This is a genomic window from Marinoscillum sp., assembly GCF_040222955.1.
GTDB lineage: Bacteria > Bacteroidota > Bacteroidia > Cytophagales > Cyclobacteriaceae > Marinoscillum.
This window is the reverse complement of the sequence record NZ_JAVKCA010000007.1, coordinates 782,358-801,267: the sequence shown is the minus strand read 5'-3', so window position 1 is coordinate 801,267 and position 18,910 is coordinate 782,358. Positions and strand designations below refer to the sequence as shown.

Below are 18,910 nucleotides of genomic sequence, written 5' to 3'. Positions count from 1 at the left end.
TGCTAGCGATTGTTATCGGCTTTTAGTTCTTCGTCAATCCTATTCTTCAGATTAGCCTTGTAGTCTTTGTTCATATCCATCTTTGAATAGTCGATTAAATTAGGAAGGAGTTCATCGAGTCGCTCTTGCATCCAAGCTTTATCTTCTTTGGTAAACATCAGTGTTTCCTTAATATGAATAATTAGCTTAATTAGTAGTTCAGTAGCCAATGATTCATACTCTGTGAGAAGGGAGAGTAAGTTGAAATTTAACGATACATTGTTTTCATCTAATACCTGGATATTCTTGCCTGTCTTATCGAGATTCATTTGAATAATTCTAAAACTTGTCGTTTTTCTAGCTCCATTGAGTTCCAGAATTTCTTGTTTGCTGTATTTATAATCGGTGGTGTGAGCCCCAGCGATGTTTCTAAGCTTATAAATACGAAGTGCTTCAAACTTGGGCATCACTTCCTTTCTTCCAGGGTAATTGAGCAAATTGGCAATTTCTTTGAAAGCGTTCATCTGAAGGTATACGGCATTCAAGATTCCATAAAGTCTCAAATAGGTTTCTCCGTAATCCTTGTTCTTGTTATTAAGGTCACCGAGCTGGTATCTAAAGGCGCTTAAAATTGCTTGTTCAGTATCTTCAATTAGGTCGACACTTGCTCTATATCTCTTCCAATCCGTTTGTTTCTGGAACCGAAGGCGTTTTCTATAAGCTTCTTCGAAATCATCAGAGTATTTAATATCATGACCTGCAACTTCTAGAAGGATAAGAAGGAGATGGGTTAATTGTTCTTTATGAGCTATTTCTGGTTCTTCATCTTCTGCGATAACTTTGATTAATTGCTTTGGTCTCTGCAACTCAATTTGATTTACTTCTTCACGCATTTCAGGGGGAAGAATGTCCCAACTATCAGTTGTTCGATGGTCTTTATGAACGAAATAGCTAAATCTCTTTAGCGTCACTAAAAATTCTACAGTATCACCTTCTATAAGGTTTAAAGACTTCCATTTGGATGAGTATTTGAAGGTGTAATCATTCGGGATTTCAAGTTCGTCCGAAGAACACCAAAGAGTTATATTTTCAAGGGTTTCACCTTTATGATTGATTGACTGATCAAAACGTAAAACCGTTCCTCTGACTTTAACATTTGGTTTTGATTCGGGTTCGAATAGCATTGATTTTGCTTATTGGGGAAATTGCCGATATCGCCTGTTGGAGGTAGTATTTGCCAGTTTTCTAAAAAACCGTTGATCCTTCGTTAAAATGTTCAAATACAATGGCAAGAATCCGAAAGAGCGTTCGATTCCATCAATTCCGGTGTTCATAAATACTTTATTGTCGACTTTCACGAATACATGTTGAATTCCAACAGAGAACAGTCCCCAGGAATAATCGGTAAATACATGCATTTCTCTTTTGAAATTAAGCACCTCACTTATTCTTTTATCAGATGCTAATTCAGAAAGTTGGTTCATGTCCAGTTCCAGAAACGTCGAGAAGGTACTTGTTCGGCGATAAGAGTTAACAAGAAATAATACAGTTGCTGCAATAATTGAAAACGTTAGGAGATTTGGATAACGAGTTGCTGCAATAATGGCGACTACAACTGTGAGAACTGGAAATATCATGTATCCAATCGTAATTTGTCTTTTTGTTCGCCGGTCAAACTCAGGTGGCACCCGACTTATTATTCCGTTCCATTTAAATTCTTCGTGAGCCATATTACCTCCAACAACTGCCTAACAACCACCACCGGTTGCCTGCCTTGTAACGCTACCAAATGTAGCAGTTTTTCAATCCTGAACAAACCATTATCGGCTATAGGGAGGTATGGTCGTTTAAAGTTCCTTTAATTAAACCAGAGGTGCACGCCCCCGGGGGAGGGGCACAAACAAAAACACCCCGTCAAATTGACGGGGTGTTTGTAGAAGAGGTCGAGAGCGGATTCGAACCGCTGTACGAGCTTTTGCAGAGCTCTGCCTAGCCACTCGGCCACTCGACCCTTTTTGCAAGGTGCAAATTAAACAAGAATAAAGTAAAACCGGAAGGGAAATCCCTTCCGGCTCATTCATTTATTCAGAATCTTTTGATTCTTCTTCAGAACCTTCCGTTTCTGGTGCTTTTTCCTCTGCCTTAGGCGCTGCTTTTTTGGCAGGCTTAGGGGCAGCAGGCTTAGCAGCTGATTCCATCTTATCTTTCAAAGCTGAAAGCGCTTCCAGATCACCTAAGGTAGACTTCTCAGTTTCCTGGTTGATCTTGTTGAGTGTATTGCCTTTCGGTGATTTACCTTTCTTGGGAGCCGGTGCAGCTGCAGGAGCAGGCTGCTCAGCACCTTCTTTCCAGGTAGATGTATGTGAAAGTACAATTCTTTTCTCATCCTTAGAGAATTCCATCACTTTAAAGTCAAGTGTTTCACCTTCGTTGGCTTGTGAGCCATCTTCTTTCTGAAGGTTTTTAGTCGTCACCTGACCCTCAAGGCCGTATGGAAGCTCCAGTAAACCACCTCTGTCATTTTTAGAAATCACAGTACACTTGTGTACAGAACCTCTGGTGAATACCGTTTCGAATGTATCCCAAGGATTCTCTTCCAGGTGCTTGTGGCTCAGTGCCAGTCTTCTGTTGTCTACATCGAGCTCCATCACTACCACTTCCAATTCGTCACTTACTTTGACAAATTCAGATGGATGCTTGATCTTCTTAGTCCAGCTAAGATCAGAAACGTGTACCAGACCGTCGATACCTTCTTCCAGCTCGATGAACAAGCCAAAGTTGGTAAGGTTTCTTACGATACCTGTGTGCTTAGTGCCCACAGCGTAGTTAGTCAGTACATCCTGCTTAGTCCATGGATCTTCAGTCAATTGCTTGATACCCAAAGACATCTTACGATCATCTCTGTCGATGGTCAATACCACTGCTTCGAGTTGGTCACCTACGCTGATGAAATCCTGAGGATTTCTGAGGTGCTGAGACCAAGACATTTCAGATACGTGAATAAGTCCTTCTACTCCAGGGATGATTTCAAGGAATGCACCGTAATCCGCTACATTCACAATCTTACCTTTCACTTTAGAACCTACAGTCATGTCTTTGTCAAGTGAATCCCAAGGATGAGCAGTCAACTGCTTCATACCCAAAGAAATTCTCTTCTTGTCATCATCAAAATCAAGAACAACAACGTTCACCTTAGCATCCAAAGAAAGCACTTCTTCAGGATGGTTGATACGTCCCCACGAGATGTCCGTAATGTGAAGCAGACCGTCTACACCACCAAGGTCGATGAATACACCGAAGTTGGTCATGTTTTTGATCACACCTTCCAGTACCTGACCTTTCTCCAGGTTTTCGAGGATCACAGCTTTCTGCTTCTCGATATCCTTCTCGATCAATACTTTGTGAGAAACTACCACGTTATCGTTAGCGTAGTTGATCTTCACTACTTTCACTTCCATTTTCTTACCTACAAAAACATCAAAGTCTCTGATAGGCTTCACATCGATCTGCGAACCTGGAAGGAAAGCCTCTACTCCAAAAATATCTACAATCAGACCACCTTTGGTTCTTCTCTTCACCATTCCGTTGATCACCATGTCTTCATCCAAACCTTTCTGGATGTTTTCCCATGCTTTCACGATTTTGGCTTTTCTGCGAGAAAGAACAAGCTGACCGTTGGCGTTTTCCTGCTCTTCTACATATACCTCTACGGCATCACCAGGCTTCAGGTCTTCCACATCTCTGAATTCAGAAAGGGAAACCAATCCGTCAGATTTGAAACCGATGTTGATGATCACGTCTCTGTCAGTGATACCCACTACAGTTCCGGCCATCACTTCTTTCTCTGTGATTTGGTTGAGGGTAGCCTCATAAAGGGCTTCCATTTTTTTGCGGTCTTTGTCAGAGTATTCCTCTCCAAAACCGTCATCCACTGCAGTATCCCAGATGTCTACTTCCGGCTCTGCAATTGGCGCCTGTACCACAGGAGCTTTTACTTCTTCTTTCGCTGGCTCAGGTTTTACTTCCTCAGCTACTTCTTTTTTGGCTTCTTCAGCTGGAGTCTCCTCTGCTGCTTCTACTGCTTTGGCCTCCTCTGGAGTCTCAGCTGCCTGAGCTTCTGTGTTTTCCACTTCCTGAAGCTCGTCTTTTTTATCTTCTGCCATAATTAAAAAATGACTCTATTTATACACGTTCATTCCTAGAGTCAGGGGAATGAAGGATTTAGTTAGAAATTCATCCCGACGAATCAAGACGCCCATTCACCCGAATGGAGGCGCAAAGCTAAAGGAATTAAACAAAAAAAGGTAATTTCGATTCTATTATCTGATTCAAACCCAACACGACTTCCCATGAGAAAACTGTCTGCCATTGCCCTTCTAATCGCCTTGATGATAGGGGGTTGCCAAAAGCCCCAAACTAAAGCTGACCTGGTTTTGCTGAATAGCAAAGTGTATACGCTGAATCCCGATGCAGGAGAGGCGGAGGCCATTGCGGTGAAAGATGGCAGGATCCTCTATGTGGGGAGCAATGACAAAGCCCGGGATTTTGTGGGCGACAGCACAGAGGTGATGGACATGAGTGCATGCTATATCTATCCTGGTTTTATAGAGGGGCATGCCCACATCATGGGCATAGGCGCCAACCTTATCAATGTGGACCTGATGCAGGCGCGGAGTTTTGAAGAGGTAGTTCGTATGGTACAGGAGCGGGCCGCTGTGACACCAGCAGGTGAGTGGATTATCGGGCGTGGCTGGCACCAGGACAAATGGGACGAAATGCCCGAACTGATGTTCAATGGCTTCCCCACGCATCATCCACTGAGTGAGGCAGTGCCCGATCACCCGGTGCTGCTCAGCCATGCGAGTGGTCATGCCAGTCTGGCCAATGCTGCGGCGATGAACCTGGCAGGGGTCAGCAAGTCCACTCCGGATCCGGAGGGTGGCGAGATCTTCCGGGATGTCTCCGGTCAACCTACGGGAATTTTCAATGAAATGGCCGAGAAATTGATCACAGAAAGATTACCGCTCAAATCCACTGCATATCAGTCTGACTTATTGAGCCTGGCCATAGAGGAATGCCTTAGCAATGGAATTACGGGGTTTCATCAGGCTGGATCGGATCAGGCAGATATTACCTTGTTTGAACAGTTTGCGTCAGAAGACCGTCTGAAACTCAGATTACATGTGATGCTTGCCGGTACAGACACTACTTTACTGAAAACATACTTTGCGTCAGGGCCCAGGAGTGGTCTTTATGATCAACACCTCAACATTCGCTCGGTGAAACTGTATGCCGATGGCGCACTTGGTTCGAGAGGAGCCTGGCTGCTGGAAGAGTACAGTGATGCCAGGGGCGTACACGGTCACAATGTGACTCCAATGGATCAAATAGAAGAAGTGGTGATGCGGGCGGCTGCCAGTGGCTTTCAGGTTTGCACACATGCCATCGGGGACCGTGGCAACCGGGAGGTGCTGGATATTTATCAAAAAGCACTGGAGCGCTATCCGGAGATTGCAGAAGATCACAGGTTTCGGATAGAACATGCGCAGCACATTCACCCGGATGATATTCCCAGGTTTGCAGAGATGGGGGTGATTCCGGCGATGCAGGCCATTCATATGTCCTCGGACAGACCCTGGGCGATTGATCGGCTGGGCAGGGAGCGCATTGAGAATGGTGCCTATATGTGGAGTGAACTGATAGATAATGGCTCTGTGATCGTCAATGGCACAGATGCACCGGTGGAGCCTGTGAATCCACTGGCGAGTTTTTATGCCTCCGTGAGCAGAAAGACACTCAAAGGAACACCAGAAGGAGGCTATGAACCAGCGCAGAAGATGACCCGTGAAGAAGCTTTGAAATCCTATACCCTCTGGCCGGCTTATGGTGCTTTTATGGAGCAGGTAGTGGGGAGTGTAGAAGTGGGTAAGCTGGCAGATTTCACCATTTTGGATCGGGACATCATGACCATTCCTGAGGAAGAGATCCTTAAGGCCCGGGTGAAAATGACGATCATCGGAGGGGAAGTGGTGTATGCAGACCGCTGAGAAATCCCCAAACTTAGGGACGTGGACGTAATGCCGAAATGGTTAAAATTGCGTTTTAATTTGATACGTTTGTTTTTTTTATTCTAACCCATCTACCGTGCTGATTGAGGAGAATTTTTCATTGAAAGACCATAATACCTTTCGTCTGGATGTTCGGGCCAACTTAAAGGTCGGAATTACGCAGCCCGAAGAGCTAAAGGAACTCTATGACAACCCGAGGTATAAAACGATAAAGAAGCTTATCCTGGGTGGAGGATCCAATGTGCTGTTTACCAGGAATTTTTTGGGATTGGTGCTGAAAATGGAGATTGGCGGCATAGCGGTGGAGCAGGATGGTGCAGACTCTGTCATCGTGAGCTTTGGTGCCGGAGAAAACTGGCATCAGTGTGTGCTCTGGGCGGTGGAACAGGGTTATGCAGGGATCGAAAATCTTTCTTTGATTCCGGGGACAGTAGGAGCAGCACCTATGCAAAATATAGGGGCGTATGGTGTGGAGCTGAAAGAAGTCTTTCACTCGCTGGATGCCTATGATGTGAAGACAGGTAAGATCAGTCGTTTTTACAATGAAGACTGCAAGTTTGGCTATCGGTATTCTGTTTTCAAGGGCCCGAGAAAGGACAAATACATCATTACCCGGGTGTACCTGCGGCTTTCAAAAAAGCCCAAATTCAACATTACTTATGGCAACCTGAAGGAAACCCTGGAGCAAATGGGGGTGGAGGAGCTCACCCTCAAGAATGTGAGTCAGGCGGTGATTAACATTCGTCAATCCAAGCTACCGGACCCACTGGAGATTGGCAATGCAGGAAGTTTTTTTAAAAATCCTGTGATCGAAAAGGTGTATTTTGATTCCCTGAAAGCGGCTTTTGAAGACATTCCAGGCTATGAAGTGGACGAAGGGTCTGTGAAACTGCCGGCGGCCTGGCTCATTGATCAGTGCGGGTGGAAGGGCACCCGCATCGGGGATATTGGGGTGCACGACAAGCAGGCGCTGGTTCTGGTCAATCATGGAAACGGCAAAGGGAAGGACATTCTCAAGCTTTCTATGGAGATACAAAAGTCCGTTTTTTCCACTTTTGGTGTCGAGCTGGAGCGAGAAGTCAATGTGGTCTAGCCAAGCGTAACCACCGTGTTTTATAGCAAATCATTAGTCGGACTTTTATCCGCAGTTTATTTCTAACGAGATGGTGGCTGGTTGATTAGCATCCAGTACATACCCAGCTCGGATACCGCTTTCATGAATGATTCAAAACCCACGGGCTTTACCACATAGCTGTTGGCTCCCAGGTCATAACATTTGTCTATATCCGGATCCTGCTTGGAGGAGGTGAGTATGATGACCGGAATCTTTCGGGTAAGTTCTTGCTCTTTTATCTGTTTAAGCACTTCTATGCCACCTATTTTGGGCATGTTGAGGTCCAGCAGAATGAGCTTCGGCACGTTTCTCACTTCTCTGTCGGAGTATGCCCCTTTGGCAAACAGGTAGTCCAGTGCCTCGGCGCCATTTTCCAAATGCACCAGTTTATTGGCCATGTTGTGCTTTTTCAAAGCCCTGATGGTGAGTTCGGCATCACTCACACTGTCTTCGATCAGTAAAATTTCAATTTCATGTACGCTCATAATTGATGGTGGTTTAAGGGAAGTGAAAAATAGAAAGTAGCACCCTGATTTACCTGACCTTTTGCCCAGATTTCTCCATCATGTTTGGCGATGATGCGGTGTACGATAGCCAGACCCACACCAGTTCCTTCAAACTCATGTTGCATGTGCAGTCGCTGAAACACCCCGAAGAGTTTATCAGCGTACTTCATGTCAAATCCGGCGCCATTGTCTTTAATCTTGAATATCAGGTTTTTGTCATCGATTTTGGTGGAAATGTGCACTCGTGGGTTTTCTCGTTTCGAGGAATACTTAACCGCATTGGCCACAAGGTTGTGGACGACCTGATGAAGCAGGTTGTAGTCACCATATACAGAATGTAGTTTTTTAACCACGATTTTCGCCTGGTGTGGTGTTGATTTCTGAACGTCGGAAAGTACATCTTCCATGAGTTCGTTGAGGTCAACTTCTGACCTTTGAATTTCTTTTCTCCCTAACCTGGAGAAGGCCAGCAGGTCATCAATGAGTCTGCCCATCTGCACAGAATTGGTGGTGATCATGCTGATGATTCGCTTGCCTTCGTCATCCAGGATGTTTTCATAATCCTCTCTGAGCATTTGGGCGTAGCCATTGATGGCACGGAGCGGAGCCCGCATGTCATGTGCTACGGAGTACGAAAAGGCCTCCAGTTGCTGATTGACCGTTTGGGTTTCTTCCTCGGCTTCTTTCCTCAGAGCATCCTCTCTGTTGAGCATGCGGGTGCTGAACCAGATAAGCATCAGAAAGACGATGATGATGCTCAGGATCAACAAAGCAGAGCCCAGTTCTATGGATATGGACAATTTCCATGCACTATACAGACGTAGGAAACCCAGAATGGCGGGTATGCAAATGGCTGCCGGAATGAGTATTCGAGCGGTTTTAGCTCCCGAATAGTCGCTGGTAAACTCCCTCATGAGGCCTTTTTGCGGCTGGGCGAATACTATCCCCAGGGACAGCAGGAGAAAGCTGACCGCAGTATGGATGGCCATGGGAAGGTATTCCAGAAAACCGTAAAACACTTTAACCTGGTAGAGGTATCCCAATATGGAAAGCATTCCCAGCATGCCTACGCCCAGTGCTATGAATTGTGAGGGTACCTGATTACCCTTCGTTATGTAGTTGAGTATGAGGAGGGCAGCGGAGGTGAGCAGAAACGCGACTGCCGTATTGGGAGCCATTCGGTTGCTGATGTTTCCAATGAGGTCTTTTTCCAGCTTGTCATAGAAAAGCACTGAATCTACATAGGTATCCACCTCCAAAAGGATACCGCCAACTTTCAGTAAAGCGATTGCCAGAACAATAAAAGCCGAAATATGACCAAAATCTAAACGTTTCTGGGGCTGAGTGCGGTTGGTGAGCAGCCACAACGACACTCCGGAGAGGATAAAGCAAACCGCTGTGGCGGGGTTCATGGCCACCAGCCCCGGAATGGGCCGTTTGATGAATTCGATATCGAATGCCCAGCTGACGAGTACCAGAAAACCTATGATGATCACCGGGGCGGCAAAGGCTCTGCTTCTGTTCCATGTATTATGTAATAAGAGCCTCTTCATGGGGCTGTCTGAACTTCCGCAATCATGAACATAGGATGTTAGAGGTTATTAAATCTAACCAACCTCAGGGAAACAGAAAAGGATTGAGAAGATTAAATAGCGTTGTGTAGTAAAATAGACTGCTGTAAAAAAAAGAGGGCTTTTAGCCCTCTTGTATGTGCGTCAAATGAAGTGGTTAATAATCTGAATACTCCGTTGGATATAGAAAGTAAATATCGGAGTGAGATACGTTATTGGCGTATTTGGGCATCACTTTTAGTGCGTTCCATTCGGGACTTTCGCCGAAAGATTTCCAGTGTGCATCGCGGCTTTGCCGATCGGAGAAGGTGGTCATGTACATCAGGTTGGGCATTTTATCTCCTGAGATCACTTCACCATAAAACACCGCGTTGAATTCCAATTTCTCAAAGAGGCTGACTTCTCCGCCGGCATTGAACATGTCTACTTTGTTCCAATAGATTTTTTCAGTGGCAGACTCATAGCTCCGTAGCTCATACACACGGTCTGCCCGTGCTCCGGTCAGCTTTGGCGTTTGCATGGCAGGCATCTCCGTAAAAGCCCTCAGGAGTACAGTGGATATTCGCTCATAGGGAGGATTGTCATGCGAAGCGTTGATGTAGTCACTACCAGCAGTCAGAAAGACACTATCCTCAGCCAGCTGGTCAGTGATGGTCAACAGTTGATCCACGGACTCAAGCGGAAGCAGCACGATAATCTTCCTGATGGAATCTGATTCGCTGGGTCTGGGTTTGAACACCCCTATGTTGGCGATGCCTAATCTTTTTAAGGCCGGCAGGTATGCATCGCGGAGGTACTGATCTGTGGCATCTACCTGCTGATCAGTGGCCAGGGTGTAAGTTTTCAGCTCGTAATACTGACGGGTAGGTGTGGGTTCAGCGTCTGCCACGTTTTTGGTCTGGCATCCCAGGGCCAGCAGGCCCATCAGGAGCAGAAATGAGTTGGTAATGGATTTCATAAGTTATTTGAATTTTGGATAAAATTAATGAACGGAATTTCGGAGGTATTTAACCAGCGAAAAGCAGGATACCACAGTCCAGGCACCCTCCAGAATGATGAACGGTAGGTAGTCCAAAAGGATGGAAGCAAGACAAGCGAGTGCCGCTCCTGTGAGATTCAGCAGGATAAATGCCAAATCCTTAGTAGTAAGCGTTCCGAGGGTATTGAGCAGGTAGGCCAGCAGGATTAGAAATACCCCCACTGAACCCAGCCAATCTGTGGTGTTCATAGCGTAATGTGTCGTATTCAAAAGGTAAATTAAAGCAAAAAGGAGCGATCACATGGATGCTCCTTTTGCAATTTACTTACCATGAGATATGATCCTTGCCAAATGCACCTTTAGTGATTTGCAGAGCGGTGCGACTGTGATTATTTCTCTCATTAACTTTGACCTCATGAGTACAAAGAACATCCACTACCTGATAGCCGTCATTTTTATCCTTTTCGCGGCATTACAATATAACGATCCCGATCCATTACTCTGGATGCTGATCTATGGTGCCGTGACCCTGGTGGCGGTGCTCAAGGTATATCTCCGTCAGCTCAATTTTAAACCACTCGTCACCACTTTTATGGTGATTTTCGGACTTTATTCGCTGATGTATGTGCCGATTTTTGTGGAGTTTCTGGGCAACCCCGATAAGTCGGAGCTTTTTGGAGCGATGAAAGTGACCAAATCCTGGATAGAGGGTACCCGCGAGTTTCTCGGATTGCTCATTGCCATAGGCGCACTCGAATACCTGCGAAGGAGCAAGGTAAAAGGAAAGTAAGTACACCAGCGGAAGGGCCTTTTGGCTTTGGATTAAGGGTTTTTCTGCTTGTTTGGAGCTATTTGTTGAGAATGATGGTTTGGTTAGTTTCCGCACTTTGGCGCGCAGCTTCCAGTATTTCCACGACTATCATATTATTCTTTAATGAGGTGAGGTCATAGGCACTGAGTTCGATTTCCTGGCGGATGACAGCCGCCAATAGGGCAAAAGGGTCATTCAGCGGTGCTGGTCGTTCTTCTAATTGATAGGATTCCTCCTGATAGCCATCATAGCCTTCAGCCATTCTTACCCGAAGGTTGTTGCGATTGTCCGCATAAATGGCGCCATCTAATCCATAAATTTCCATGTCTTTCCTCCCGATGGGCCAGTTCCATGAGGCCTGAATGATGGCATTGGAATCATCATAAGTCAAAATAATGATGGCTTCATCGTCTACTTTTGGATTGTTTTCCGGCTGTTGTTGCTGGGTTACAGCGGTTACCGTATTGGGTTTTCGTCCATTCTGTAGCCATGTCATCAGATTTGCGCCATAGCAACCAAAATCTATGAGGGCTCCACCGCCGTTTTGAACAGGGTCCGTGAGCCAATTCAAAAACTCTTCATTTACCCCTATTTTTTTGGGTCCTTTATGTCCGTCGCGGATGATGACTTTTCGCAGGTCTCCCACTGCTCCGGATTGCATCAGTTCATAGGCTTTGTGATTGGAGGGATACCAGGTGGTCTCATAATTGGTGAGCAGGTGGATGTTATGCTTTGTGGCAAGGGCTTCCATCTTCCTGGCATGTTCCAGGCTTACGGCCAAAGGTTTTTCCACCATTACATGAATGCCCAGAGGGGCACACTTTTCTACAACTTCCAGGTGCTCATAGATGGTACCAAAAGCCGTGACAGCCTCAGGATGCGTACGCTCAATCATTTTCTCCATGGTATCAAAGACAATGTCCATGGGAAATCCGTGCTGATCCGAGTATCGTTTGGCCAGGTCCCGGTTGGGTTCCACAATTCCCACAACCTCAATGTCACCCCGGTCTTCACGTCCAAGAATCCAATGTACATGGGTATGAGTGAGTCCTGCCACACCTACTTTCACAGGCTCTTTCTGAGCCGACAGCTGAAAGGTTGCCAGGATAATTATGCCGAAGGAGAATAGAATTTTGTGCATCATGGTCGTATTCTTATTTTTTTCACGGTAAAATTTAATTTTTAAAGAGGCCCTTCGCAAAGTTTGAAGACTATATCAATGGGAAGTTATTCAAAAAGCCAGCCAATGATATGTCCACCCATTTTCCGGGTTATATTCTATTCCCGGCAATGGAATTTTTATGAAGTTGAGCGCCCCGAGCAGTCCCTTTATCCATTTTGAGCTGGTTTCTATTTTAGTAAGGTCAACATCCAGTGACAGATAATATTGACCGTGACGAGTGAATTCGGGTATCGCCTGACCTGCTTCGTTTTCTGATGGGTTACTGCTGCCGCCGGTGTATCCGCTGATGCCGTAGCCAATGGCCAGGTTGAGCCACCTGGGCACATGTGATGCGTTTTGAAGAATGGTGCTTCTGAGGTTGGCTGACAGCCAATACGTCTGGCCATTGTAATCCTTGAGCCACCTTTCGCCGCTGGTGGAGCCCAATAGTTCGGGCCGGTATTGCGCATAAGGTGAGCCAGAATAAGACCATTTTAGGGTAATTTTTTGTTCATGCCAGAGGAGCTCCTGACTGATAAATGCTGCGGACCCCAGGGCATTGGCGGCAAAATCCCCGGCTGAGAACCCCCAGTCTTCAGAGAGTCCGTCAAAAACCTCTACGCTTGTCAGGAAAAACAATCCGGTCATTCCGCCATACCAGGTGGCATTTTGATGATCCAACCCCGACCATGCCAGGCTCTTCGCACTCAGCCGCCCTATTTGGTAGGTGGTGGTTGTATGTCCGGCCTTATCCATGTAGCCCCAACTGTTGTTGTCGTTGAAAAAATGAAACCTTCCGAAATCCTGATACCAAACCGAACCCAGGCCGACCATGCTGACGGTATACAAGGTGCCGCCACCAATGAGGACTGTATTGAACCTCTTCTTATTTAGTTTTTGTTCCTGAGCGATCAGACTGAATGGAATTAACCATAGCAAGAAGACTTTACAAAGTTTTGAAGTCATTCTTCCTTTTATTTAAGTGTTGTTTGGTTGATCCCCATAGGTGGTTAAAAGTAGCTTCTCGCATGGGGCTTTGCAAGCGCCTCTGAGATTCAGGCGCTAATTAAATCTTTGAAAAGAGGCAATGGCCAATCACACTGCTTTGTCTTACCCTTCGACGGAGCGCAGGGTGACCAAGCATGGCATGTTCCCGTTCCGATTTGTCATTCTAGGAGAAACAGTGAAGACCTCACTCATCTCTCAAGGCCTCCACTGGATTTTTTGTGGCTACTTTGATTGACTGAAACCCAATGGTGACCCAGGAGATGAATAGTCCCGCTATACCGGCCAGGGCGAAGATCCACAGGTCTATAGAAGTTCTGTATGGAAATTTGGATAACCAGGTGTCAACGAAATACCAGGCAATCGGTGTGGCTATTACAAACCCCATCACTATCAATTTGGTGAAGTCTCTGGAAAAGAGGGCCACAATTTGAAAGACACTTGCACCCAGCAGTTTTCTGATGCCCAATTCTTTGGTTCGTTTTTCGGCAGAGAATATGGCTAAACCGTAGAGTCCTATACAGGCAATAATCAACGCCAGAACGGTGAAGGCGTTCATAATTCTTTTAACTCGTTGCTCATTTCTAAAACTGTTTTCAAACTCACGATCCAGAAAGCTATATTCAAAAGGGAAATATGGGTCGAGTGCTTTTACCTCATTGCGCAGTGAAGCAATAAGCGCACTCATTTCATTGGCCGAATGGATCGAATTGGGATTAATTCGTAAAGAAAGCAGAGAGGGACTGGTGCCGCTATCGGGTAGATATTGATTGTCAATGTGATAGACGACTAATGGTTCAATCTGTTGTTTTGGGCTTTTATAATAAAAATCTGTGGTGACGCCTATCACTTCCATTTTCCGATTATTGGTATAAATGTACTTCCCAATGGGGGAATCCTGCGCATAGGTTTCTGGAGTCCCCCAGCCAAGCATTTGTACGGCTTCCGCATTCAAAATCACCGCATGGTGAAGATCTGTAGCCATGGTTTCATTAAAGTTTCGACCTGCGATGAGTGTTACATCTAGTAAATCAAGATAAAGCGCATCAATTTTCATTCGACTTACCTCCAGTTGATCTTTACCTGTAAGTCTCGTGCTTATTAAGTCGCCCCGCATGACATTTGGGGGAGACTGATGCGCTTCTCCCACCATGTCTATACCGGTCTGGCTAAGTAATGTGTTTCTTAGTACCCGGGTATCAGCACCAAATTGCTCAATGTTATGCAGCTGAAGCACATGCTCCTTATTGTAGCCTAAATCGAATTCAGTCAGGTAATTTAATTGGCGGGTGATAAACACTGACCCAATAATCAGGCCGATGGAAATGGTGAATTGGAATACGATCAGTGCATTGCGAATGCCCTTGCCGCTCATTCCCGTACCAAAGAGACCTTTCATACTATTGGCCGGTTGGAAAGAAGAAAGATAAAAGGCAGGGTAGCTCCCGGCAAGGAGTCCCAGAAAACCACAAAAAATGAGGATGCTGATTAAAACAGCGGGTTCTGACAATTGCCCTAAAAGGTTGATTGATTTGCCGGAGAAATGGTTAAAACTGTCCAGTAGTACGCCCGTAAGTGCAATACCGACCAATGTGCTGATAATAACCAAAAAGAAAGCTTCAAATAGAAATTGCGCAATGAGAGATTTTCGGTAGGCCCCAAGCGATTTACGAATACCAACCTCACGGGCGCGGTTGGAGGACTGCGCGGTAGAAAGATTCATGAAATTGATGCTGGATAGGATCAAAATTAATAGCCCGATGGCAGTAAACGAGCCAATGGCATTTTTCTGACCCAGGGGTCCAAGAATGTTCCCCATTGTACCTGATCCTAAGTACACATCGCGGATGGGTTGCATGAAAAGATCCCATGATTTATTGTCGGCGTGTAATTGATCAAATGTGAGCCCAAAGATTCTTTGCAAAGTGCTGGCTGCCCATTTGGAAGGTATGGCTTTGAGCATCGGTTCGAGTTGGGCTGGATCCACGCCTTCTTTCAGCAGCGCATAGTTTGCAAAGGCCGTCCACGTCCATAGCGATTCATTTTGTGTGATGTCATTGAAACTGCCCGCTGAAGCGACCATCTCAAACTGAATATGTGACTGATCCGGAACATCTTCAATGATACCACTGATGGTGAAATTTAACGGTACGTTGTCTTGTGCCCGATTGCCTTCCAGTATAGTGCCTCGCAGCTGAAGGGTTTTGCCCAAAGCCGATTCATTCCCAAAATATTTGGTGGCAGCGCGCTCGGTGATCACAATTTGATTGGGAGCGGAAAGCGCAGTGGATTTGTCACCCTGCACCATATGGAATGAAAAGATTTTGAAGAAATCAGGATCAGCGATCAGGAGATGATCTTCTAAAAAACTGTTGGATTGATCGGCTTCATCCAGCGAGGTAACCACAAACCCTTCTGGTCGCAGGATTCTGGTAATGGCTTCTATCTCCGGCACATCGGCTTTCAGCGCCAGCGCCACATTGGGACCTGTAGTAGGCATTTGGGAAGCCCAATCACCCCAAATCATCGATTGATTGATGCGATAAATTCGATCGGATTTTGAATGGAAAGCATCGAATGCATACTCGTATTGCACATACAATCCGACCAACAGGCAAACCATAATTCCCACAGAAAGGCCAATTACATTGAGTAAGGTGAAGCTGGTTTTTCGTGTGGCCATTCTCCAGCTAACCTTCAGCATGTTGTAAATCATGTGTGTTTTAATAATTCATGGCAGTTTTTCAATAATGGTGCCAAGGCAGAGATAGCTCTCAAAGCGACCATTTGGCCCTTTTTATTCAATCAATGTACTACTTATTGTTCGATAATGACCAGTTCAGTTTTAAAAACGATCACTGACGGGGTATAGAAGGTTTGGAGTTTAAGGCCTCTCGTTGATGCTTTGTCTTACCCTTCGACGGAGCTCAGGGTGACCAAGCATGGCATGTTCCCGTTCCGATTTGTCACCCTGTGATGGTTATAAAACCACTGTGTCGATTGGTCATCCTATGCAGGCAGTTGCAAACTGCCGTGTCGATTGTCATCCTGAGCAGGCAGTTGCAAACTGCCGCGTCGAAGGATAGACAGGGGGAAAATCGATCAGACAAAAACGCCCCGACTGCTGTCATTCCCTCTTAGGTGGGAATCGCATCTAGGCATGGGTGGTGTTTGCTATGATGGATTTACCAAAACGAGAGGTTCGCTTTTTTGTGGTGAACAAATGTCAACCCTGACAGGTCTTCAAGACCTGTCAGGGTTGTTGAGTCTCTTGGTTTCCGTATGAACATCATGATTGAACCTACTTCATGACATTCTTGAAATTATGAGATCAATGGTAGTAAATAGTTAGTTTTGGTCTTAGTGCTGGATTCGGATGATCACTTGATGCTAAGAATGTAACTTTATATGGTTCCTCAACTTCGTGCTTTAACATTAGGCCAAATCCACTTTCAGGATTCTCATAGAGATCGGTTATAATATTTGAAACATTGATTTTGTAATCCATGGTTATACTTTCACTGGCAGGAACGGTTATTTTACCCACTGCAGTGGTTGTTGGTTGATTATTCCAGGTAACATTTTCTTCGTGCCATGCTTGAGTAATTTTCTCAATGGTGAAGCTGTTTTCACCTGAATGCCCGTCCAGACTTAATGCATCGAGGTATTTGGAAGTAGTATTAAAATGTAAAGACAGGAATGCACTATCAATGATTGATCCTGATGGTAAATTGGAAAATTGAAAATCCATGACAACCCTATGGATATTCAGCTCTCCACCTTGTGTCCAGGCATAGAGATGTATGTCTTCACGCTCTCCAAAATTAGTATCGGGTATAAAAGACCCTATAATGGCATCCTTCCCAGCTATTGAGTCAGGTTGAATAACCGCGACATGAACAACGTTGAAAGAAATGGTGGCGTACCCAAACTGACTTACGTCACCTAAATCTGCCGGAATTACGTCAATCAAAATTTCAGTTACCTCATTCGAATTAATGGTAAAATGGATGGGAAGAGGACTGGATACCAGTTCTTCAAATTCTGATCCTGTTTTTGGTGTTAAATAAATGGCTGAATCTACAGAATCAAGGACAATAAAATCCTCAATTGTGTATGAGCCAATATTGAATTGGAGATTTTCCGTTAAATACTCATCCCCAATTTTATAAATAGGAAATTTTTGCTGGTTGAAAATGTACAGGCCATCTGAGTCTTTTACAGATAACAAAATGGCCTTTGGGGAAGCCGATTCCACGGTTCTCCCGTTCGTACCTCCAGTGGTTACAGATAAAGTAAAGCTTAAATTTCCTTCTGAAATTCCACTATTATCTTCTTTGCAAGACAGGATAGCTACACTTAGGAATAAAAGCATTAAGGCGTTGAATGCAGGTTTTAATGACATTAATGGACGGAGTTAGTTAATACTAGTTAATGGAAGCACAAAAAAATAAGGAGAGGAATCCCTCTTTCTTGATCACGCGCAAATTAGAGAAATAACCATTACAAGTCAAGTAATACTTTTACACAACGTTCGGAATGATTAGTGCAAGTACTGTCTTATGTCATCGATCATCAACACATAAAAAGCCCGCATCCCATCCGGCATAAATGGCAGATGGGATGCGGGCCGGTACAATCGTCTTTCCTGAGTGTTTACTTCGTTAGCTTGTAAGCCACCACCTGGTTGCCAAAGAAGGTAGGTACCAGCAGGGTATTGGACTTGGCAATAAACTCAATGTCGGCAGCATTGGCACCCGCTTCACTGGTGTCCAGCAGCTTGGTGGTTTCGCCCGTAGCAGTCACATAAAACACCCGGCCATGCCAGCTGGAGACCAGATAATCGGCACCTGTTTTCTCTATCCCGTCGCCCCCAGGCAGGGAGTCTGCCACCTGTGTGATGGTGCCGGAGGCATAGTCTATGGTATTGAAAATGCCCTTACCGAAGGCCACCATCATCATCTGGTCGCCATCGTCCAGCAGGCCGTTGGGCCCGCCAATCTCCGCATCTTCTATCCACAGAGATAGCTCCCCATCGGCAGACAGTTTGTGGATCCTGTTGGCACCAGAGTCAGTGAAGTACACGTTGCCTTCATCGTCTGTGGTGATGTCATTGAGAAATACGGCATCCGGCACAGTTGTTTTCTGGATGATTTCTCCTGTGGTCACGTCTATGGCCACGATATCGTCTATATCTGTGACATACAGTGTGCTGCCGATCAGCCCCAGTCCTTTGGGGGCATCCATGCCAGTGACCCACTGCAGCTCTATGATGGAGCCGTCTGCCGGAGATACTTTGGCGATAAATCCATCCTCATCTTTGGCATCCGGTGGCGCACCGTTAATACAGGAGACGTAGAGTACATCGTTGGTTTCGTCATAGATGACCGACTCTGACGTGGTGAGGAGGGTATCAGAGGCCCAGAGTTTTTCCAGCCCCAGGGTAGGTTCGGTTGTTTCGGCAGAGGCTGTTTCGCCCTCATTTGATTTTGGCTGGCTGCATGCGGCTGCCAGGAGTGCCAAAGCCAGATAGATTATTTGCTGTTTCATGATAAAAGGTATTTGTTGGTTTTGTGTGAGTAAGCTGTATAGGTGTTTTGTTCAGGTTCAATTTAAGGATTTAACCATTCAAAGTAAAAATCGGGAGTTCATAGAAGAGAATTTTAGTCTCTTGAAAAAAATGAGCAAATTCCGGGTGTAAAAAAGAAAAGCACT

15 protein-coding genes and 1 tRNA gene are annotated in these 18,910 nt (G+C 45.5%); 3 read left to right on the top strand and 13 right to left on the bottom strand.

Annotated features, from left to right (window positions below):
• Window positions 1-2: 2 nt before the first annotated feature.
• The 4 genes from RIH33_RS05395 to rpsA form a co-directional block, all read right to left on the bottom strand.
• Window positions 3-1,163, bottom strand: coding sequence for a hypothetical protein (locus RIH33_RS05395; RefSeq protein ID WP_406650774.1), 1,161 nt, complete (start codon window positions 1,161-1,163; stop codon window positions 3-5).
• 9 nt (window positions 1,164-1,172) lie between these two features.
• Entirely contained in the window at window positions 1,173-1,709 is a 537-nt protein-coding gene (locus tag RIH33_RS05390; RefSeq protein WP_406650775.1) for a hypothetical protein, read from the bottom strand.
• Between the two features lie 210 nt (window positions 1,710-1,919).
• Window positions 1,920-1,990: transfer RNA gene (locus RIH33_RS05385), tRNA-Cys, on the bottom strand.
• 70 nt (window positions 1,991-2,060) lie between these two features.
• The gene (rpsA, locus tag RIH33_RS05380; protein WP_406650776.1) at window positions 2,061-4,142 is read right to left on the bottom strand and encodes a 30S ribosomal protein S1; all 2,082 of its coding nucleotides are present in this window, start codon (window positions 4,140-4,142) and stop codon (window positions 2,061-2,063) included.
• 186 nt (window positions 4,143-4,328) lie between these two features.
• On the opposite strand from rpsA, the gene RIH33_RS05375 reads away from it, so the two are divergent.
• Both RIH33_RS05375 and murB read left to right on the top strand, forming a co-directional pair.
• A complete protein-coding gene (locus RIH33_RS05375; protein ID WP_406650777.1) occupies window positions 4,329-6,026 on the top strand; it encodes an amidohydrolase in 1,698 nt (565 codons plus the stop codon).
• Between the two features lie 97 nt (window positions 6,027-6,123).
• A complete protein-coding gene (gene murB, locus RIH33_RS05370) occupies window positions 6,124-7,140 on the top strand; it encodes a UDP-N-acetylmuramate dehydrogenase (protein WP_406650778.1) in 1,017 nt (338 codons plus the stop codon).
• A 62-nt stretch (window positions 7,141-7,202) separates the two neighbouring features.
• Here murB and RIH33_RS05365 read toward each other — a convergent pair whose 3' ends face one another.
• From RIH33_RS05365 to RIH33_RS05350, 4 genes are all read right to left on the bottom strand, one after another.
• Window positions 7,203-7,646 carry a response regulator gene (locus RIH33_RS05365; protein WP_406650779.1) on the bottom strand — a complete coding sequence of 148 codons (444 nt, stop codon included), beginning with the start codon at window positions 7,644-7,646 and terminating at the stop codon, window positions 7,203-7,205.
• Entirely contained in the window at window positions 7,643-9,220 is a 1,578-nt protein-coding gene (locus RIH33_RS05360) for an ATP-binding protein (protein WP_406650780.1), read from the bottom strand. The genes RIH33_RS05365 and RIH33_RS05360 overlap by 4 nt, the downstream gene beginning before the upstream one ends.
• Window positions 9,221-9,395: 175 nt before the next feature.
• Window positions 9,396-10,196 (bottom strand): NIPSNAP family protein, encoded by an 801-nt coding sequence (locus RIH33_RS05355; protein ID WP_406650781.1) that lies wholly within the window; start codon window positions 10,194-10,196, stop codon window positions 9,396-9,398.
• 24 nt (window positions 10,197-10,220) lie between these two features.
• Window positions 10,221-10,466 carry a hypothetical protein gene (locus tag RIH33_RS05350; protein WP_406650782.1) on the bottom strand — a complete coding sequence of 82 codons (246 nt, stop codon included), beginning with the start codon at window positions 10,464-10,466 and terminating at the stop codon, window positions 10,221-10,223.
• 166 nt (window positions 10,467-10,632) lie between these two features.
• Here RIH33_RS05350 and RIH33_RS05345 point away from each other — a divergent pair, with 166 nt between their 5' ends.
• Window positions 10,633-11,007 (top strand): transmembrane 220 family protein, encoded by a 375-nt coding sequence (locus tag RIH33_RS05345; protein ID WP_406650783.1) that lies wholly within the window; start codon window positions 10,633-10,635, stop codon window positions 11,005-11,007.
• A 58-nt stretch (window positions 11,008-11,065) separates the two neighbouring features.
• Here RIH33_RS05345 and RIH33_RS05340 read toward each other — a convergent pair whose 3' ends face one another.
• The 5 genes from RIH33_RS05340 to RIH33_RS05320 all read right to left on the bottom strand — a co-directional run bounded on the left by RIH33_RS05340 (window position 11,066) and on the right by RIH33_RS05320 (window position 18,745).
• The gene (locus RIH33_RS05340; protein WP_406650784.1) at window positions 11,066-12,172 is read right to left on the bottom strand and encodes a Gfo/Idh/MocA family protein; all 1,107 of its coding nucleotides are present in this window, start codon (window positions 12,170-12,172) and stop codon (window positions 11,066-11,068) included.
• Between the two features lie 87 nt (window positions 12,173-12,259).
• Complete coding sequence (locus RIH33_RS05335) at window positions 12,260-13,156, bottom strand: DUF2279 domain-containing protein (protein ID WP_406650785.1); 897 nt, start codon at window positions 13,154-13,156, stop codon at window positions 12,260-12,262.
• Window positions 13,157-13,382: 226 nt separating this feature from the next.
• Complete coding sequence (locus RIH33_RS05330) at window positions 13,383-15,911, bottom strand: ABC transporter permease (RefSeq protein ID WP_406650786.1); 2,529 nt, start codon at window positions 15,909-15,911, stop codon at window positions 13,383-13,385.
• Window positions 15,912-16,526: 615 nt separating this feature from the next.
• Window positions 16,527-17,600, bottom strand: a complete 1,074-nt coding sequence (locus RIH33_RS05325) for a DNRLRE domain-containing protein (protein WP_406650787.1) — start codon at window positions 17,598-17,600, stop codon at window positions 16,527-16,529.
• 251 nt (window positions 17,601-17,851) lie between these two features.
• Complete coding sequence (locus RIH33_RS05320; protein WP_406650788.1) at window positions 17,852-18,745, bottom strand: hypothetical protein; 894 nt, start codon at window positions 18,743-18,745, stop codon at window positions 17,852-17,854.
• Window positions 18,746-18,910: the final 165 nt, after the last annotated feature.

Bases quoted from the DNA above. Each gene is read 5' to 3' on its own strand.
- RIH33_RS05395 (WP_406650774.1), bottom strand. From the start codon at position 1,163: ATGCTATTCGAACCCGAATCAAAACCAAATGTTAAAGTCAGAGGAACG.
- RIH33_RS05390 (WP_406650775.1), bottom strand. From the start codon at position 1,709: ATGGCTCACGAAGAATTTAAATGGAACGGAATAATAAGTCGGGTGCCA.
- rpsA (WP_406650776.1), bottom strand. From the start codon at position 4,142: ATGGCAGAAGATAAAAAAGACGAGCTTCAGGAAGTGGAAAACACAGAA.
- RIH33_RS05375 (WP_406650777.1), top strand. From the start codon at position 4,329: ATGAGAAAACTGTCTGCCATTGCCCTTCTAATCGCCTTGATGATAGGG.
- RIH33_RS05365 (WP_406650779.1), bottom strand. From the start codon at position 7,646: ATGAGCGTACATGAAATTGAAATTTTACTGATCGAAGACAGTGTGAGT.
- RIH33_RS05360 (WP_406650780.1), bottom strand. From the start codon at position 9,220: ATGAAGAGGCTCTTATTACATAATACATGGAACAGAAGCAGAGCCTTT.
- RIH33_RS05355 (WP_406650781.1), bottom strand. From the start codon at position 10,196: ATGAAATCCATTACCAACTCATTTCTGCTCCTGATGGGCCTGCTGGCC.
- RIH33_RS05350 (WP_406650782.1), bottom strand. From the start codon at position 10,466: ATGAACACCACAGATTGGCTGGGTTCAGTGGGGGTATTTCTAATCCTG.
- RIH33_RS05345 (WP_406650783.1), top strand. From the start codon at position 10,633: ATGAGTACAAAGAACATCCACTACCTGATAGCCGTCATTTTTATCCTT.
- RIH33_RS05340 (WP_406650784.1), bottom strand. From the start codon at position 12,172: ATGATGCACAAAATTCTATTCTCCTTCGGCATAATTATCCTGGCAACC.
- RIH33_RS05335 (WP_406650785.1), bottom strand. From the start codon at position 13,156: ATGACTTCAAAACTTTGTAAAGTCTTCTTGCTATGGTTAATTCCATTC.
- RIH33_RS05330 (WP_406650786.1), bottom strand. From the start codon at position 15,911: ATGATTTACAACATGCTGAAGGTTAGCTGGAGAATGGCCACACGAAAA.
- RIH33_RS05325 (WP_406650787.1), bottom strand. From the start codon at position 17,600: ATGTCATTAAAACCTGCATTCAACGCCTTAATGCTTTTATTCCTAAGT.
- RIH33_RS05320 (WP_406650788.1), bottom strand. From the start codon at position 18,745: ATGAAACAGCAAATAATCTATCTGGCTTTGGCACTCCTGGCAGCCGCA.